The 14,542-nt window shown below is 39.3% G+C and carries 16 protein-coding genes; 10 read left to right on the forward strand and 6 right to left on the reverse strand.

From position 1 onward, the window contains the following. Position 1 precedes the first annotated feature (1 nt). A complete protein-coding gene (locus AC13FX_RS05215) occupies positions 2–1,528 on the forward strand; it encodes a hypothetical protein (protein ID WP_482879444.1) in 1,527 nt (508 codons plus the stop codon). A 78-nt stretch (positions 1,529–1,606) separates the two neighbouring features. Further along, complete coding sequence (locus AC13FX_RS05220) at positions 1,607–2,983, forward strand: replication-associated recombination protein A (RefSeq protein WP_482879446.1); 1,377 nt, start codon at positions 1,607–1,609, stop codon at positions 2,981–2,983. A gap of 19 nt (positions 2,984–3,002) precedes the next feature. On the opposite strand, the gene AC13FX_RS05225 is transcribed toward AC13FX_RS05220, so the two are convergent. Then, positions 3,003–3,539, reverse strand: coding sequence for a macro domain-containing protein (locus AC13FX_RS05225; protein ID WP_482879447.1), 537 nt, complete (start codon positions 3,537–3,539; stop codon positions 3,003–3,005). 26 nt (positions 3,540–3,565) lie between these two features. After that, positions 3,566–3,775 (reverse strand): LPXTG cell wall anchor domain-containing protein, encoded by a 210-nt coding sequence (locus AC13FX_RS05230; RefSeq protein ID WP_482879448.1) that lies wholly within the window; start codon positions 3,773–3,775, stop codon positions 3,566–3,568. A gap of 506 nt (positions 3,776–4,281) precedes the next feature. Between AC13FX_RS05230 and AC13FX_RS05235 the strand changes: the two genes are divergently transcribed. Continuing rightward, positions 4,282–4,845, forward strand: a complete 564-nt coding sequence (locus AC13FX_RS05235) for an NADPH-dependent FMN reductase (protein ID WP_482879449.1) — start codon at positions 4,282–4,284, stop codon at positions 4,843–4,845. A gap of 21 nt (positions 4,846–4,866) precedes the next feature. Here AC13FX_RS05235 and AC13FX_RS05240 read toward each other — a convergent pair whose 3' ends face one another. The 3 genes from AC13FX_RS05240 to AC13FX_RS05250 form a co-directional block, all read right to left on the reverse strand. After that, positions 4,867–5,556 (reverse strand): response regulator transcription factor, encoded by a 690-nt coding sequence (locus AC13FX_RS05240; RefSeq protein ID WP_482879450.1) that lies wholly within the window; start codon positions 5,554–5,556, stop codon positions 4,867–4,869. Positions 5,557–5,560: 4 nt separating this feature from the next. Then, entirely contained in the window at positions 5,561–7,288 is a 1,728-nt protein-coding gene (locus AC13FX_RS05245; protein WP_482879451.1) for a sensor histidine kinase, read from the reverse strand. Between the two features lie 142 nt (positions 7,289–7,430). Further along, positions 7,431–7,817 (reverse strand): response regulator, encoded by a 387-nt coding sequence (locus tag AC13FX_RS05250; protein WP_232803005.1) that lies wholly within the window; start codon positions 7,815–7,817, stop codon positions 7,431–7,433. Positions 7,818–8,216: 399 nt separating this feature from the next. Between AC13FX_RS05250 and AC13FX_RS05255 the strand changes: the two genes are divergently transcribed. The 7 genes from AC13FX_RS05255 to AC13FX_RS05285 all read left to right on the forward strand — a co-directional run bounded on the left by AC13FX_RS05255 (position 8,217) and on the right by AC13FX_RS05285 (position 13,293). Further along, positions 8,217–9,419, forward strand: coding sequence for a tyrosine-type recombinase/integrase (locus tag AC13FX_RS05255; protein ID WP_482879452.1), 1,203 nt, complete (start codon positions 8,217–8,219; stop codon positions 9,417–9,419). Positions 9,420–9,435: 16 nt separating this feature from the next. Then, positions 9,436–10,392 (forward strand): hypothetical protein, encoded by a 957-nt coding sequence (locus tag AC13FX_RS05260; protein ID WP_482879454.1) that lies wholly within the window; start codon positions 9,436–9,438, stop codon positions 10,390–10,392. A 124-nt stretch (positions 10,393–10,516) separates the two neighbouring features. Beyond that, complete coding sequence (locus tag AC13FX_RS05265) at positions 10,517–10,711, forward strand: helix-turn-helix transcriptional regulator (protein WP_482879456.1); 195 nt, start codon at positions 10,517–10,519, stop codon at positions 10,709–10,711. A 161-nt stretch (positions 10,712–10,872) separates the two neighbouring features. Then, entirely contained in the window at positions 10,873–11,634 is a 762-nt protein-coding gene (locus AC13FX_RS05270; RefSeq protein WP_482879457.1) for a hypothetical protein, read from the forward strand. A 144-nt stretch (positions 11,635–11,778) separates the two neighbouring features. Then, the gene (locus AC13FX_RS05275) at positions 11,779–12,252 is read left to right on the forward strand and encodes a hypothetical protein (RefSeq protein ID WP_482879458.1); all 474 of its coding nucleotides are present in this window, start codon (positions 11,779–11,781) and stop codon (positions 12,250–12,252) included. A gap of 74 nt (positions 12,253–12,326) precedes the next feature. After that, the gene (locus AC13FX_RS05280) at positions 12,327–12,782 is read left to right on the forward strand and encodes a DUF2280 domain-containing protein (RefSeq protein ID WP_482879459.1); all 456 of its coding nucleotides are present in this window, start codon (positions 12,327–12,329) and stop codon (positions 12,780–12,782) included. 124 nt (positions 12,783–12,906) lie between these two features. Beyond that, entirely contained in the window at positions 12,907–13,293 is a 387-nt protein-coding gene (locus AC13FX_RS05285) for a hypothetical protein (protein WP_482879460.1), read from the forward strand. A 110-nt stretch (positions 13,294–13,403) separates the two neighbouring features. Here AC13FX_RS05285 and AC13FX_RS05290 read toward each other — a convergent pair whose 3' ends face one another. Next, positions 13,404–14,486 (reverse strand): restriction endonuclease, encoded by a 1,083-nt coding sequence (locus AC13FX_RS05290; RefSeq protein WP_482879461.1) that lies wholly within the window; start codon positions 14,484–14,486, stop codon positions 13,404–13,406. Positions 14,487–14,542 lie beyond the last annotated feature (56 nt).

Consider the following 14,542-nt stretch of genomic DNA (forward strand, 5'->3'; position numbering starts at 1 on the left):
TATGAAGAATATAAATAGCTACCGAAAATTCAGTAGAAACGATAAAGAGCCAAATCCGGAAGGGGAGTATGTCCTCTATTGGATGCAGATCAACCGGCGCTTTCAATATAATTATGCCCTGGAATATGCAGTGGCTCTGGCCAATAAGTTCGATAAGCCCCTGCTCATCTATGAGGGACTGAACGCCAACTATCCCTGGGCCAGTGACCGTATTCACACCTTCATGATGCAGGGGATGAAGGAGAACCTGGATCACGCCAAAGAACGGGGACTGAACTTCTACTCTTATCTGGAGACTGAACCAAAAGCGGGAAAAGGCCTGATCTATGAATTGGCTGAAAATGCCGTTTCCATTGTGTCCGATGAGTACCCGGTTTTCATTATCAAAACGCACAACGAAAATGTGGGATCTAAGTTGGAAGTCCCATACATCACCATCGATTCCAATGGGATCATACCGCTGAGGGTAACAGATAAAGATCCGTATTCTGCTTACCTTTTTCGCAAGGTCATGCAAAAGCATTTTCTGGAGGCCTTTACCCATCCGCCTAAAAAAGACCCGCTTGACGATTTAAGCAATAAAGAAGAAGTCAAGCTCTCCAATTCATTTACAGATACCTATCCCCGGGGGGATGAGTATCTGAATGATATTGAAGAAACAGTTTCAAGCCTACCGATCGATCATGAGGTGAAAGCCGCCGAACTGACCGGAACACGGCAGGCAGCCTTAGGCAAGCTGGGGCATTTTGTGGCTCATAACCTTCATCAGTATGATGATAAGAGGAACGATCCGGATGCTAAAGCCTCAAGCGGTCTGAGCCCGTGGCTACACTTTGGAAAGATCAGTGAGTACGAGATCGTGAAGACGATTTTTGAGCATCAGCCGGAGGGGTGGGACCTGGATGACATCACACCAAACAATGGTAAGAACTCCGGATTCTTTAACGGAGATCCAAATATAGAGAGTTTTCTGGATGAGGTGATCACATGGCGAGAAGTAGGGTTTCATTATGCTCATCATCGGCCTGATTATGATCAGTTCGAAAGCCTGCCGGACTGGGCATTGAAAACGATGGGCAAGCACAAGGATGATGAAAGAGAGTATATCTATAGCCTGAAAGAATTCGAGCAGTCTAAAACCCATGACGAGATCTGGAATGCGGCTCAAACTGAATTACGAGAGACGGGCGTGATGCATAATTACCTCAGGATGCTTTGGGGAAAAAAGATCATCGAATGGACGTCCGATCACCGCACGGCCCTGGATTATATGATCGAGCTCAATAATAAATATGCACTGGATGGCCGTGACCCCAACAGCTACTCCGGTATCTTCTGGTGTTTTGGTCGCTTTGACCGCGCCTGGCAGGAACGACCGATCTTTGGCAAATTGAGGTACATGACCAGTGACTCAACCCGAAGAAAAGTGAAGCTGGATCGGTATTTGAATGAATTTGGCAATCAGAAGTCGCTGTTGTTAGAGAGGATTCAGGAGTCAGAATTCAGGAATCAGAATGCTGAGTTCTGACTCCTGAATTCTGACCACTTCTTTCCCTTAAACCACATATCTTACATATACACTTTTCAATTACCACGATATTCATTCATGGATCTCTTCGAAGAAAAAAAATCCGGCGCTTTTCGATCTTCTTCCCAAAAAGATAATCCGCAGTATAGCGAGCCATTAGCAACCCGAATGCGGCCACAGTCGCTGGATGAATTTGCCGGTCAGGAGCACCTGGTGGGAGAAGGTAAGATGCTGCGTAGAATGATCGAAAGTGGGGTCATTGGGTCACTGATATTTTATGGACCCCCAAGCTCAGGAAAGACTACCCTGGCGCATGTCATTTCCAGGGAAATAAAAGCTCAGTTTGAGGTGATCAATGCCGTTTTTGATGGCATCAAGGAGCTGCGCAAGGTGGTGGAAAAAGCTGAAAAGCTTCGAAAACTGAATGGTCGCAAGACTATCCTCTTTGTGGATGAGATCCATCGCTGGAATAAGGCACAGCAGGATGCTCTGTTGCCCCATCTGGAATCAGGGATCATTACGTTGGTGGGTGCTACGACCGAAAATCCATTTTACTCATTGGTCAACCCCCTGTTATCCCGGTGTCAGTTGTTTGAGCTTCATCCCCTGACCATGGATGAAGTCAGGTTGATGTTGAACCGTGCATTGGAGGATGAAGAACGTGGACTTGGTAGGAAAGAGATCGAGATAACCGAGGATGCTTTTGATCATCTGGCAGAAATGGCAGGTGGTGATATTCGTAATGCCCTCAACGCTCTTGAAGTGGCGGTACTGTCAAGTAAACCTGATGAAGAAGGAAAGGTCACTATAGACCTGGATATTGCCAGGGAAAGTATCCAGCGGCGGAACGTCCGCTACGATCGAACCGGAGATGAACATTACCACTATGCCTCAGCTTTCATTAAATCCATTCGCGGTTCCGATCCTGATGCAGCTTTATACTGGATGAATGCCATGCTGGAAGGAGGGGATGACCCGATCTTCATTTTCCGTCGCATGCTTATTTTTGCCAGTGAGGATGTGGGGCTGGCCGAACCAAATGCCATCACAATGGTCAATGCCTGTCAGGATGCGTTCACCAAGTGCGGCATGCCGGAAGGGATGTATTTTTTGTCGCATGCTTGCTTGTACTTGAGTCAGTGCCCGAAAAGCAACAGTACCAAAGCTATCTTTGAAGTGAACCGGGAGATCAGCGAACGGGGTGTGAAGGATATCCCTCCGTATTTGAAAGACAAAACAGCCAATAAACTTGGGGCGACTCATCTCGGGATTGAGAATGCATCCGATGAGTATAGGTACCCGCATGACCATCCAAATAACTGGGTCGACCAACAATATTTACCCGATGCGTTAAAGAACAAGCAGTGGTACAAAGCGGGGAGTCAGGGAAGAGAAGCATTACTGTGGAAAAAATGGCAGGAGATCAAGGGGAAAGGCAAGCCGGAGAACGAGTGATCATTTTTCCCAACGACGCTTAATCTTTTTCAAAAACTTCGTTCATAACCTGACGGTGCAATTCCAAGTCACTTTCACTGAAAAGAACAAACCGTATCTCTTTAACGGCATTCAGATTTGGAATGACTATTTTGACTGTACTAAAGGCAATTTCTGCAGCATCCCTCATAGGATAACCAAAAACTCCGGTTGAAATAGCCGGAAAGGCTACCGTAGGAATTGAATTTTCTTCGGCCAGTTCGAGTGCATTTTTGTAACAGTCAGCAAGTAACTGATCGGATGGTTCATCCTGCCCATAAACAGGACCCAGGCAATGTATGACATACTCATTTGGCAGATCATGAGCTCCTGAAATGACAGCCTCACCCGGTTCTATGGGTGCCATAGATTTGCATTCTTCCGCAAGTCCTGGACCGGCTGCATTGTGGATAGCTCCTGCCACTCCGCCCCCGGTCTGTAGCCGTGCATTTGCAGCATTCACAATAGCGGTCACACCTTTTTGTTTTGAAATATCTCCCTGATTGCATTCGATCTTTACGTCATTAAAAGTGATCATATGACCAAAGGTTTAGATCTTAAATTTTATTGATCGCCGGTTTCACGTTTCTTTCTTTTTCTCCAATACAAGAACCCGATAATTATTAGTAAAGGCATACCGATAACCAGGAAATAATCAAATGGTGTTTCCAATACCAATGGTTCGTTTTTAGTGGGGTTAGGTATGTTTCGGGGAATTTGTAAGAGCAAAAAAGTAATGATGGATAATATTTGAGAATAAACGAATGTGATCATGTTTTTCTATTCAAATTAAGCGTCTCTATTCATTATGGTAAAATATTTAACAAAAATGAAGGCGTTAAAATTTATAAAGTGATCTCATATAAATATTTGTTATAGGAAGCGCCCCTGGATGACCAAGTAAATGATCATAAATGAATCTTACCCAATAATACTACCTATATAAATATAAAACAGGCGAAGAGGATCAGCCCTTCGCCTGTTGTTTTGGAGTTACCGGTATCAACAGATATAAGCAGCCTAACCAACTTTCTGTTTGATACCGATTGGAATAATTACGCAATAATAGGATCTATTAATCTCAATTCATTTGAATCTTGTACTTCAAGATAGCTAACACACATAAATAATTAAACTATTTTATTGAATAAGCGTTGAAAATTTCATCAATTTTATGAAAGCGCTTTTATAACTAAAACAATTTGAAATTTCTTATTTGGAATGATTCTTTGCAAGAATTGGTATTTTAAGCAAGCAATAAAACTGAATACAACAATTAAATGGATCTAAAAATAATAAGCAGTACCGACCGTCCTAATTCAAATGCCCTGAAAGTATCGAACTATGTGAAAAACCTGTATGAGCAGGAGGGGGCAGATGTAGATGTGATCAGTTTAAAGGATTTCCCGTTGGAGAAGGTGGTTGGCGGAAAATATGGAAAAGATATTCCTGAGATCGAGGCTTTCAATGAGCCCATCATAAATGCGGATGGTCTCGTTTTTGTGATCCCGGAATACAATGGTAGTTTCCCGGGGGTTCTTAAAGTATTTATTGATTATCTGCCGTTTCCAAAAGCATTTGAAAAAATGCCTATGGCATTTATTGGTGAAGCGGACGGAGCCTTTGGAGCCTTACGTTCAGTAGAACAGTTTCAGATGATAGCCAATTACAGAAATGCTCTGCAGTTCCCGGAGCGGGTTTTCATAGCGAGAGTCAATAAGGAATTTGATGAGGTAACCGGTATCAAGGATGAATTTACTCAAAGCCTGCTTGAATCTCAGGTGAGTAATTTTGTGAAATTCATCGAGGCTTCCACTGAAAAAGAAATGGATCAGTTGGTCTGAACCGATCCAGATATTGATCAGTTAATTATTTCGGAGCATATATCCAACACCGTGTAAGGTGATGAGATAGCGAGGATCATCGGGATGGACCTCGATCTTGGCTCTCAGCTTGGATATGTGTACATCAACGGTACGGGTATTGGTACTGAATTCGTATCTCCAGACTTTTTCGAGGAGTTCATCCCGTGAAACCGGCTCGTTAGCACTTTTCAGCAAATAACGGATCAGTTCAACTTCTCTGGATGTGAGTTCGACCTCTTCACCATCCGGCCGGTATACCATCCCTTCCATCAGGTCGATCTTGACCTCACCCAGTTGGAGAATATCAACTTCTCCTGATGTGGAATAGGTTCCTGCCCGCCTCAGCCGGGCTTCGATCCGGGCCAGAAGTTCCTTTACGCCAAATGGCTTGGTCAGATAATCGTCGGCACCAAGACTCAGTCCCTTGACCTTATCAGGTTCCTGATCTTTTGCCGTCAGCATGATAACCGGGAAGGTGTATTTTTCTTTTCTCAGCTCTTCCATGATGTCGTAACCACTTTTCCCGGGCAGCATGATGTCAAGAAGCATCAGGTCAGGTTTGTGTTCTTTGACCATTTCAATAGCCTGAGTTCCTTCTTCACTGACTACAACATCGTAGCCTTCACTCTCCAATGTATCGCGAAGGGTGAAAATGAGGCTGGGTTCATCCTCTACTACAAGAATTTTCATACGTTTATCCGACATATTCAGTGTGCTGTTTTAGATTATCATTATCTGAAGTTTGATCATTGCCATCTAATGAAGTAGGAGACTGACCACTTTCTTGGTTCAATTTAGGAAATCTGACAATAAATGTTGTTCCCTGACCGGGATTACTTTTTACATTTATAGTTCCATCATTCAGCTCTACCATATTCTTAACGATACTGAGGCCCAGCCCATGTCCTTTGATCTTAGAACTGGTGGTGTCTGAATCTTCAACACGATAGAATTTTTTGAAAATATTCTTCTGTTCTCGTTTTGGAATACCTACGCCATGATCCGTAATACTGAGAAATACGGATCTATCATTAGAAGAGATCTGATATTCAATATATTTGTCGTCCTTACTATACTTCATCGCATTCTCAGTCAGATTACTAAGAATGGTCTCAATGCTGTCTTTGTCAACGGTGGCAAATGCTTCCTCATCACCGGAGGTGAACTTCACTTCAAATCCTTTTTTCTCAATGTATGGCCTGTTTTCCTCGAGGTACGACTTCACCAATTCATGAATGCGATAAGGAGCCGCCTTGATAAGGTTTTGACCGGAATCAACCCGGGCTACATCCAGAAGCTTCTCGATCATACCTTTTAAGCGAATGGATTCATTATAGATGTGATCGCCATATTGTTTGAGACGTTTCGGTTCCGTCACTCTTCCATCCGAAATATTTTCACCGGCAGCCTGCATGACGGCAAGGGGGGTCTTTAACTCATGAGTCACGTTGGCCAGAAAGTTGGCCTGGGTCTGGGCAAGTTGCCGTTCACGCTGCGCGGTAACAAACATAAAGATAAGTGAACCGGTCAGAAACAGCATAGCAAATCCGAGCACAAATAGGTTTTTGACCAAAGTAGCATTATAGGCATTGGACACAGGTGATTCCAAAAAAGCCAGATTCATGTTCCAGTTATCAAAAAAACCGGAACCTGAGAATCGCATTCTGTGATCTACCATATCAAAATTATATGCAATAGTAGTATCATTGGTTGCCAGTACCTTATCATCGGCCCAATCGCGTACCCAAACTACCACGCCGGTCTCATCACTGTCACCGAAATAGTTATCCAAAAACGGGGGGAATACCTCCTCAATGATATATTGTTCGTCCAGGATCAGTGTTAAGATGCCGATCAGGCTATTCTCATTCAGGTTGATCAGTCCCAGGTTCAAACTGCGGTGGGTGTCGAATTCAAAGTTATTATTCCACCGATAGTTGAAATCGTTGAGCTGGATCTTGGTTTTGGTACGGGCGATACCGGCACCATCGCAAACCAGTTTAGGATATTGAACGGTTGGTACGATCTGATTATTAACCGGATCGTAGCGGTAGATCTGGGTGCCATCAACACAAGGGTCTGTCCCATCCGGTGAAAAATAGATGTCCGTAAAGAAAGGACTGGCTGCTGACCGGGCCAGCACCTCATTGATATTATCAGGAAGCTGCCCTGAGTGCTCAATTGAGGCTTCAATGGTTTCAAGCTCAATGGAAGAAATGCCTCTGAGTGGATCTATGATCTGATTACGGATAGAATCATTGATCTCATCAAGCTGATCGATCCGTCTCTCTTCCTCTCCCTCCACCATGCTGTTTCTGAGGTCATAAAGGGAAAGTACATTCATGGTCGTGAGTGCGATGATCGCAAACAAGCCGGTCATCAGTAATGTCCACCGAAATGCCCTGTTACCTAATATTTTCATGTCTCTGAGTATTTATATGGCAAAATTCTGATAATGAATATACCAAGTTGGTTCATTGAATGAACTCAAAATTGGTAAAATCCCATACATAAAAAAACCCTTCAGCTGAAGGGTTTAAATTCATTGTTGATCATGCCGTGATCTACTTTTCGATCTTATCGATGTTTCTTTCAATAGATTCTTTCAGGTCATTGAATTCAATAGGCTTCACAAGGTAGTCGAGGTAATTGGTTTCTTTGGCCCGCTGCACATGATGAGGATCCGAATTTCCGGTAATATAGATGACGGGAACATCCGAAAATTTACGGATCTCCTCCATAGCGGTAATACCATCAATTTCCCCTTCAAGTGAGATATCCATCAAAATGAGATCCGGTTTGATCTTTTGAGCAACTTCAATGGCTGTTTTCCCATACACGAGTTCCCCTTCAGCATCATAACCCAGTTTTTCCAAATAGCTCTCATACAGAAGATTCAGAATTAGATCGTCTTCCACGATCATCACTGTTTTATTCTGTTTATTATCCATCTTATTCGATTAATTCAAAAGCTGTAAGCATTTAAGTGCCTAATAATACCATGAAAAGATATTAAAGGAAATTTTATAGGAATAAAAATCCGTGAAAATTTAATGCATAAAATATAAATAGTTAGCCAAAGTAGGTATTATGCATAAAATAAAAGCCTGCTAATTAAATTAGCAGGCTTTTAAGTACCGCTGATCGGACTCGAACCGATACGGGCATTTTAATACCCATTGGATTTTAAGTCCAAAAACTACAATAATCGACTGTTTTCAACTCCAATCGATAACACACCTAAATCATTGCTAAACAGTGGTTTTTGGGTTACATTACAATCGACTACTTTCAAAGGTACTCAAAATTCCCTTGTAACCACATTGTAACCGAGATTAGATTTTAGTCCAATGGCAGATAAGAAAACACTAACCCACGCTTTCATTCGAGACTTCCCGGCGCCGGAAAAGAGAATCGAGATTTACGATAAAGTAGAATCTGGAATGATATTGAGAGTAACCCCGACCGGACATAAAAGTTTTGCGTTCCGGTATTGGTACGATGGACAGTCTAAACAGCGCACGATAGGTACTTTCGGAAGCTACTCTTTAGCAGAGGCCAGAGATATTGCCAAAAAGTACCGCAAAACCTTAGATGAAGGGAAAGACCCGATAGCACAACGCCAAAAGAACCGGAATGAAAAACCGATCACGTTAGGAGAATACATTGAGCGTTTTAAAAACGACTATGTAGAACGTAAACTAAAAGCATCTACACAAAAGACCTACAAGTCCAGACTGAACAAGGTATGCAATGATAAGTTATCACAAATTCCTTTGAAGGACATTGATCGCCCCGATATACGTTCATTTCTAAAAATTGAAGCAAAGAGTCATCCCACCAATGCTAACCGCTTACAGGCTATTTTGTCAAAGGTATTCAATGAAGCTATTGAAGATGGCCATATCAATAAAAACCCATTGAAGGGGATGGATAAACTTACGGATGAGAAACCACGGGATGTAAATTACACAGATGACAATATCAAAGCTATCTGGAAAGCTATTGAACAAGAATGGGAACCGATGCAAAGCCTTTTAAAGATGCTTCTTTATACCGGGCAAAGACTTGGGGAAACATCAAAAATGAAATGGAGTGATATTCATAACGGTATTTGGAGAATCCCCCAGGCAGATACCAAAAATAGTTCCGCACATGAAGTACCGCTATCAAATTTAGCTTTAGAGCTACTCAAAAAGATGAAAGTGATTAATGATAGCAGTGAATACGTGTTTGCATCACAGCGAGACAATACCGGGCATTTATCGGAATTTGGGAACGTAATAGGCAGGATCAGAGACAGGACCATGTTGAATGATTTTAGGATCCATGACCTGAGGCACATAGTAGCAACTAAAATGATTGAATTGGGAATTGAATTTATCATAGTTGGAAAGGTGCTTAACCACAAAGGCCTATCTGCAAGTAATGCGATTACATCTCGGTACATCAATACAACAATGACTAAACAGAAAACCAATGCTTTAAAGGTTTGGGCTGGATACCTAAGTGAACTTACTTCATCGCTAAACCTTGTTAAGAAAAGCTCTTAAAATGTGGACATCTTAGATGGAAGATTTTGTATTAGTGAAAGACTTGGAAAAATTGAGAGACAATTATAAATCTTTTGTTTTTCAAAGAGGTAGAAGGGCTGATTTTATAAGAACACCCTTTTTTGAAAACTCATTTACAATTGGATTAGGTGAGGATTGGTATTTTCATTCTAAAACAGAGAGACTAAAATTAGTAGCAAAGGAAAAAGGCTATGATTCGATAGATGATTATCAAGGAAGTTATTGGACATTATTTAGATTACTAACTTTAAAGTCTTTAGCTAATACAGATTCTTACTTGATGAATGTAATAGATGAACTACAGTACAGGCAATTTCCACTTTACTTTAGTAGAGCTGAAAAACTGTATGGAATAGTAGATGAAAAAGGTTTTATTGAAGGAGAGAGTTCAAAAAATTCGGATAAGCTCTTAGCCAGTGTGTTTATTGGAGAAATTAAACCGCTTATAAAAGAAAGGTTTAAAAATGATTTAGAATATTTTTTGGATGATATCTTGAATTATCCAGAGGAATATGCAATCATAGCGTTACTAAGAGAGCAATTAAAGAGAATTACGGATCTATGTTTTAAGGGGTTAATAATTTCTGATGTCATCAGATGTTATTCAATAGATTCAATGGATAAAGGGGAGAATTTAACAATTCCAGAATGGCATGAGGTAACAGGGAGTTACAACCATAACAAAAAACAAGGCATTGTTAGGCCACTGCTTCCTAAAAGTTCAAAAGCGCATATCGATAGATTGATAAGATTAGTTGCAAGAAATAAGACTCGGTCTGATTTAGTGCCAAAATTTTTAAATGAATACTACAGGTTAAAGCTAATTAACCCGACATGGATGCGTGCTGATTTTATAAATGAGATTGCAATAACTGAGGTCTCAACCCCTACTCTTTATAGTTGGATGAATGAGTTTGATGAGTTACTAAGTCAGTTTCCAAATGCTCAGTGAATATCCAAGTTCTATATTTTTAAACCAATTTTAAGTCAAATTTAAATCTGTCCTTTTTTTGTCAAGTTTGGGTTTTATATAAACTGATTGCAGTTAAATGCTAATTAAAATAACTGCAAGAACTATGGAAAAACTAATAAGACCCAAAGATTTACAAGACATTTTAGGCGTATCTGAAGCGACTTTATATCGTAGAATGAAAAAGCCTGATTTCCCCCCTAAAGTAAGAATTAGTAAACAAGCTATCGGGTTTAGAGAAACTGATGTTGAAGACTGGATAGAGTCGTTAAAAGAGCCCCAACATAATGCTGATGATTAAATCTTTTCATTAAAACACAACTTGTTGATAACTGGTGTTTTAGTGCAAGAGCTATAATTCAATTTAGAGTATCTAATACTTACTAATCTATTAATCAACTGCAAAAGTATTAAAAGCAAGGCCTTACTATGCGATCAAGCTATTTAAAAGTTCCAGTCGAGTTGTCAGAATATGCATTACGAGAACGTAGGGTAGGAGCATCCCAAATATATCTATTTGGGATTTATTTTTGGCCAGGTAAAATTAGAATCAATGATAAACCCTATGAGACAATTTCAATTAAATGTGGTGTCTCAAGCAGAACTGTTTATAGTAAGGTCAAATGGCTATTGGAAAAAAATTGGATGGGTAAAGACTCAAAAAATGGCTGGCTGTTTTTCAGATCCCTAAACTATATACATCATATGGAAGGGTGGCGTTATTCAAAAAGTAGCTTATTGTTTGAAGAGGATTTAAAGAACATTAAAGCATTCTTTATTGGTTCATTTCTTTCAAGTGTTTGTAATTCAGGAAACAGTGGTACGGGAACAGAGCGAATAAACCGGCGCTCCGTGCGCACCCCGCACCCTGTTTCCCTTTCATTCATAGAAGAAGCTTTGAATGTCTCACAGAAAACAGCCTTTACATATAGAAAGTTAGCTGAAAAATATCGATACATCAACATGGATGAAAATATCCAACAGGTCGTAAATCTAACTCCCTTGGATGTTAAACATGTAAGACAAAATCATAGTGGTTATTTGAAGCTATCATTACTTGGTAACCCCAACCCTACCAATATAAGAGTAGAACAATTATTGGTTAGAAGTGGCAAGGTATATGCTCAACTTCCTAATCTTATTTATCCAAAGATGGTCCTAAAAAATAGGAAGCTGCGAAAGCATAAATACCAATCCAATACTACCGGTGGTAGTTGTTGGTAAAAACTTTCAATTGGAGTGACTGTTTGGTTTATAAGGTTTAAAAAAATGATGATTAATCCCACGGTAAACCTAAGGTATACCTATGGCAACAGAGACGAAAAAAATTCCCATCATTTATTAAACTGAGTTAAAACTAATACCCATATGAAGAAAGAAAAATACCCCTGGCTACGTCTTAAAGGTGAAACATCACTCTCTTACAAGTTTTTTACGGAGTACCTTAATTTGGGTGAAAAAAGGTCACTTGAGAAGGTTCGAAAGAAAATGGATAAGAGGAAGAGCTATATTCGTCAGTTGGAAAACTGGAGTACTCAGTATAGCTGGGTTGAAAGGGCTCGATTCTATGATGATCATATTGCCAACCGGCGATGTATGCTCACCTATGCAGAAGGGCGTTTATTATCTGAGGTGGATAATGCTTTAGATATTTTATTTGGGATAATGATGATGGATACCAATGAAGTGAAGCAGAATTTATCGCACAAGTTGAAAGCAGTAGAGATTGTATTAAATAAGGCCGGAGTTGTTGAACCTGATGGTGGATCAAGAAACTTAAATAATCTCGATGAACAAACCTTCATTCAACAAGCGTATATAGATATTAAAGATCAAAACTGAACAAAATGAATAGGCAGTAACTAATTACAGAATAAATCCAATGTATCTATTTACGCTCATTTAATTATCAAATTATGGCACGTTTAAAAACCCAGCATAAAGAATTTATTATAAGAGAATTAGCGACTTTTAAAGGCCCTTCTGAGGTTATTGAGTCTTTTAACGATGAATTTCAAAAGGAGGTTACACCGTCTCAGGTTTCATACTATAACCCGGAAAATATTCAAGCAACGAGACTTTCTGAGAAATGGATACATATGTTCTATTCAACCCGTAGAAAGTATTTAAAGGATGCCTCTAAAGTACCCTTATTTCATAGGGCTTATAGATTGCATGAAATGCAGAGTAATTATGACAAGGCAAAATCAACGGGTAACATAGTATTAGCTCAGCAAATATTGGAACAGGCAGCAAAAGAAACAGGTGGCTACTACGAAAAAGGAGACCAGGTAAAAGAAACAAATAATGATGGGTCATTTTACCAGCAAATCAACGCTATCATAATGGCTAAGGATAAGGAAGAGAAATAGGCTTAATTAGGATTCTAAGACCTATTTAGTTGAAATAAGTTGTAAGAATTGCCCTAATAATAGTTATAGATCTTAGTTATTTTAATTATTGAATGGGTCTAATTAATACCAGTAAGGGGATAGCATGAACAACAATTCAGAGAAGGGTGACAAACTCTCAAGCCAACAATCAAAAGTATTAAAAACGAGTATTAAAATAACGCCTCAGGGATTGGTACATAACCAAAATCATATCGTCACGGAATATGATACAAATAAAAAGAGAGCAATAGATTTCAAGGAAGCCAAAGAACACAGGTTACGAGCAGAACGAATCGCACAGATGTTGGTGGATAATCTAAATAGAGTAATGATGGAGAGGGATAGACAGAAAAATCAGACCAAATCCTCACGCAAACCACCGAAAGCGGATAGGGTACACTTGAAGAGAACAGCGGAGATGCTCTCAGACAATTTGAATAAAGTGGTAAGTGAGAAACATGATATTCAACTGGAATTGGGTTTGAGTTAAAGAAAGAGGATTAGCTGAGATCTTTTAGACAAAGAAAAGGAGCAGCTATTGAACTAATGTGATAAGAGCTATTACTATATAAAGTAATCCCATTCTGAATAGTAATGGATTTAATCTCTCAGGTATTTCAATTGATTCATGATCATCGATAGTCTATATAGTATGCTATAGTTATTTTGTGTTGATTTTTCTGCTCTATTTTCAATTTCTGACTTATACTCACTAAACATTTCTTCCAGAGTATCTGATTTTACAAAGGCTCTACTCTCAAAAAAACCGAGAAGTAACTCTGTAGTGCTTTCAGTTAAGTCTTCAATCCTTTTCACAATTTCTACATACTTGTCACTGCCTTCTAATAATTTATTCGACATTCTCATTAACTCCGCTCCATCAATTAATTCAATGTCATAATTTTCAAATTCAAGACATCCTTTGCTAAAACTTCCTGTCGTAACAAACTTGCCTTTTTTAACTTTGTGAAATGATAAGGTGCCTAAAAATCCTCTTAATTGATTGACACTTATTGTACCTTTGTATCTTTTACATTGAACAAGATAAGTCGTCTTATTCTTAATTAATTTAAGATCAACACCTTGGTCTCCTGAAAATTTCGTTTGAAAAATTTCATATCCAAGTTTTTTATAGATTTCACCAACGTAATTTTCAAATTTATAAGGGTTCATTTGCTTCAACTGCTGTAAGCTTGTTCGTATTGAAGCTTTTTCTCTTTCTTTCAATTTTTTGATTTCCTGAATATTATCAGAGGCTTTCTTTTCTAAACTGACTAATTCTTCCAATTCCGATTCTAAAAATCTATTATGCCTCTCTCGTTCCCTCCTCCTCTTTTCGGCTTTAATTTTATTAAGCTTTCTTTTTTCCTCTTCAACCTCCTCAGCAATAGAGAACATCTCTTCAGTTGGTTTAACCTTTGGCTTTAGGTAAAAATACAATACTCTTTCACCGACAAAAACTATAACTACATACCAAATAAAAACATCCAAAAAACTTATATCTCTGCTATCAATAGTAAAGACCACTATTAATATGAAAGGGAAAAATAAAAAGTATGCCAATGGTCCTCTGGTTCTTTTGGCAGAATAGATATTTCTTTCATACTCTTTTACCCTTTGATAGGTTCTTTCTCTACCTTCCGGATCATTTTCAGGCTCTTTAAGTTCATTGAAATAGTACATTCTAAATTAGTTAATACTGTAAATTAAATTCTAATATGAACCTCCGTGGGGCATAC

The organism is Gracilimonas sp. B-17, assembly GCF_056857935.1.

Bases quoted from the DNA above. Each gene is read 5' to 3' on its own strand.
- AC13FX_RS05215 (WP_482879444.1), top strand. From the start codon at position 2: ATGAAGAATATAAATAGCTACCGAAAATTCAGTAGAAACGATAAAGAG.
- AC13FX_RS05220 (WP_482879446.1), top strand. From the start codon at position 1,607: ATGGATCTCTTCGAAGAAAAAAAATCCGGCGCTTTTCGATCTTCTTCC.
- AC13FX_RS05225 (WP_482879447.1), bottom strand. From the start codon at position 3,539: ATGATCACTTTTAATGACGTAAAGATCGAATGCAATCAGGGAGATATT.
- AC13FX_RS05230 (WP_482879448.1), bottom strand. From the start codon at position 3,775: ATGATCACATTCGTTTATTCTCAAATATTATCCATCATTACTTTTTTG.
- AC13FX_RS05235 (WP_482879449.1), top strand. From the start codon at position 4,282: ATGGATCTAAAAATAATAAGCAGTACCGACCGTCCTAATTCAAATGCC.
- AC13FX_RS05240 (WP_482879450.1), bottom strand. From the start codon at position 5,556: ATGAAAATTCTTGTAGTAGAGGATGAACCCAGCCTCATTTTCACCCTT.
- AC13FX_RS05245 (WP_482879451.1), bottom strand. From the start codon at position 7,288: ATGAAAATATTAGGTAACAGGGCATTTCGGTGGACATTACTGATGACC.
- AC13FX_RS05250 (WP_232803005.1), bottom strand. From the start codon at position 7,817: ATGGATAATAAACAGAATAAAACAGTGATGATCGTGGAAGACGATCTA.
- AC13FX_RS05255 (WP_482879452.1), top strand. From the start codon at position 8,217: ATGGCAGATAAGAAAACACTAACCCACGCTTTCATTCGAGACTTCCCG.
- AC13FX_RS05260 (WP_482879454.1), top strand. From the start codon at position 9,436: ATGGAAGATTTTGTATTAGTGAAAGACTTGGAAAAATTGAGAGACAAT.
- AC13FX_RS05265 (WP_482879456.1), top strand. From the start codon at position 10,517: ATGGAAAAACTAATAAGACCCAAAGATTTACAAGACATTTTAGGCGTA.
- AC13FX_RS05275 (WP_482879458.1), top strand. From the start codon at position 11,779: ATGAAGAAAGAAAAATACCCCTGGCTACGTCTTAAAGGTGAAACATCA.
- AC13FX_RS05280 (WP_482879459.1), top strand. From the start codon at position 12,327: ATGGCACGTTTAAAAACCCAGCATAAAGAATTTATTATAAGAGAATTA.
- AC13FX_RS05285 (WP_482879460.1), top strand. From the start codon at position 12,907: ATGAACAACAATTCAGAGAAGGGTGACAAACTCTCAAGCCAACAATCA.
- AC13FX_RS05290 (WP_482879461.1), bottom strand. From the start codon at position 14,486: ATGTACTATTTCAATGAACTTAAAGAGCCTGAAAATGATCCGGAAGGT.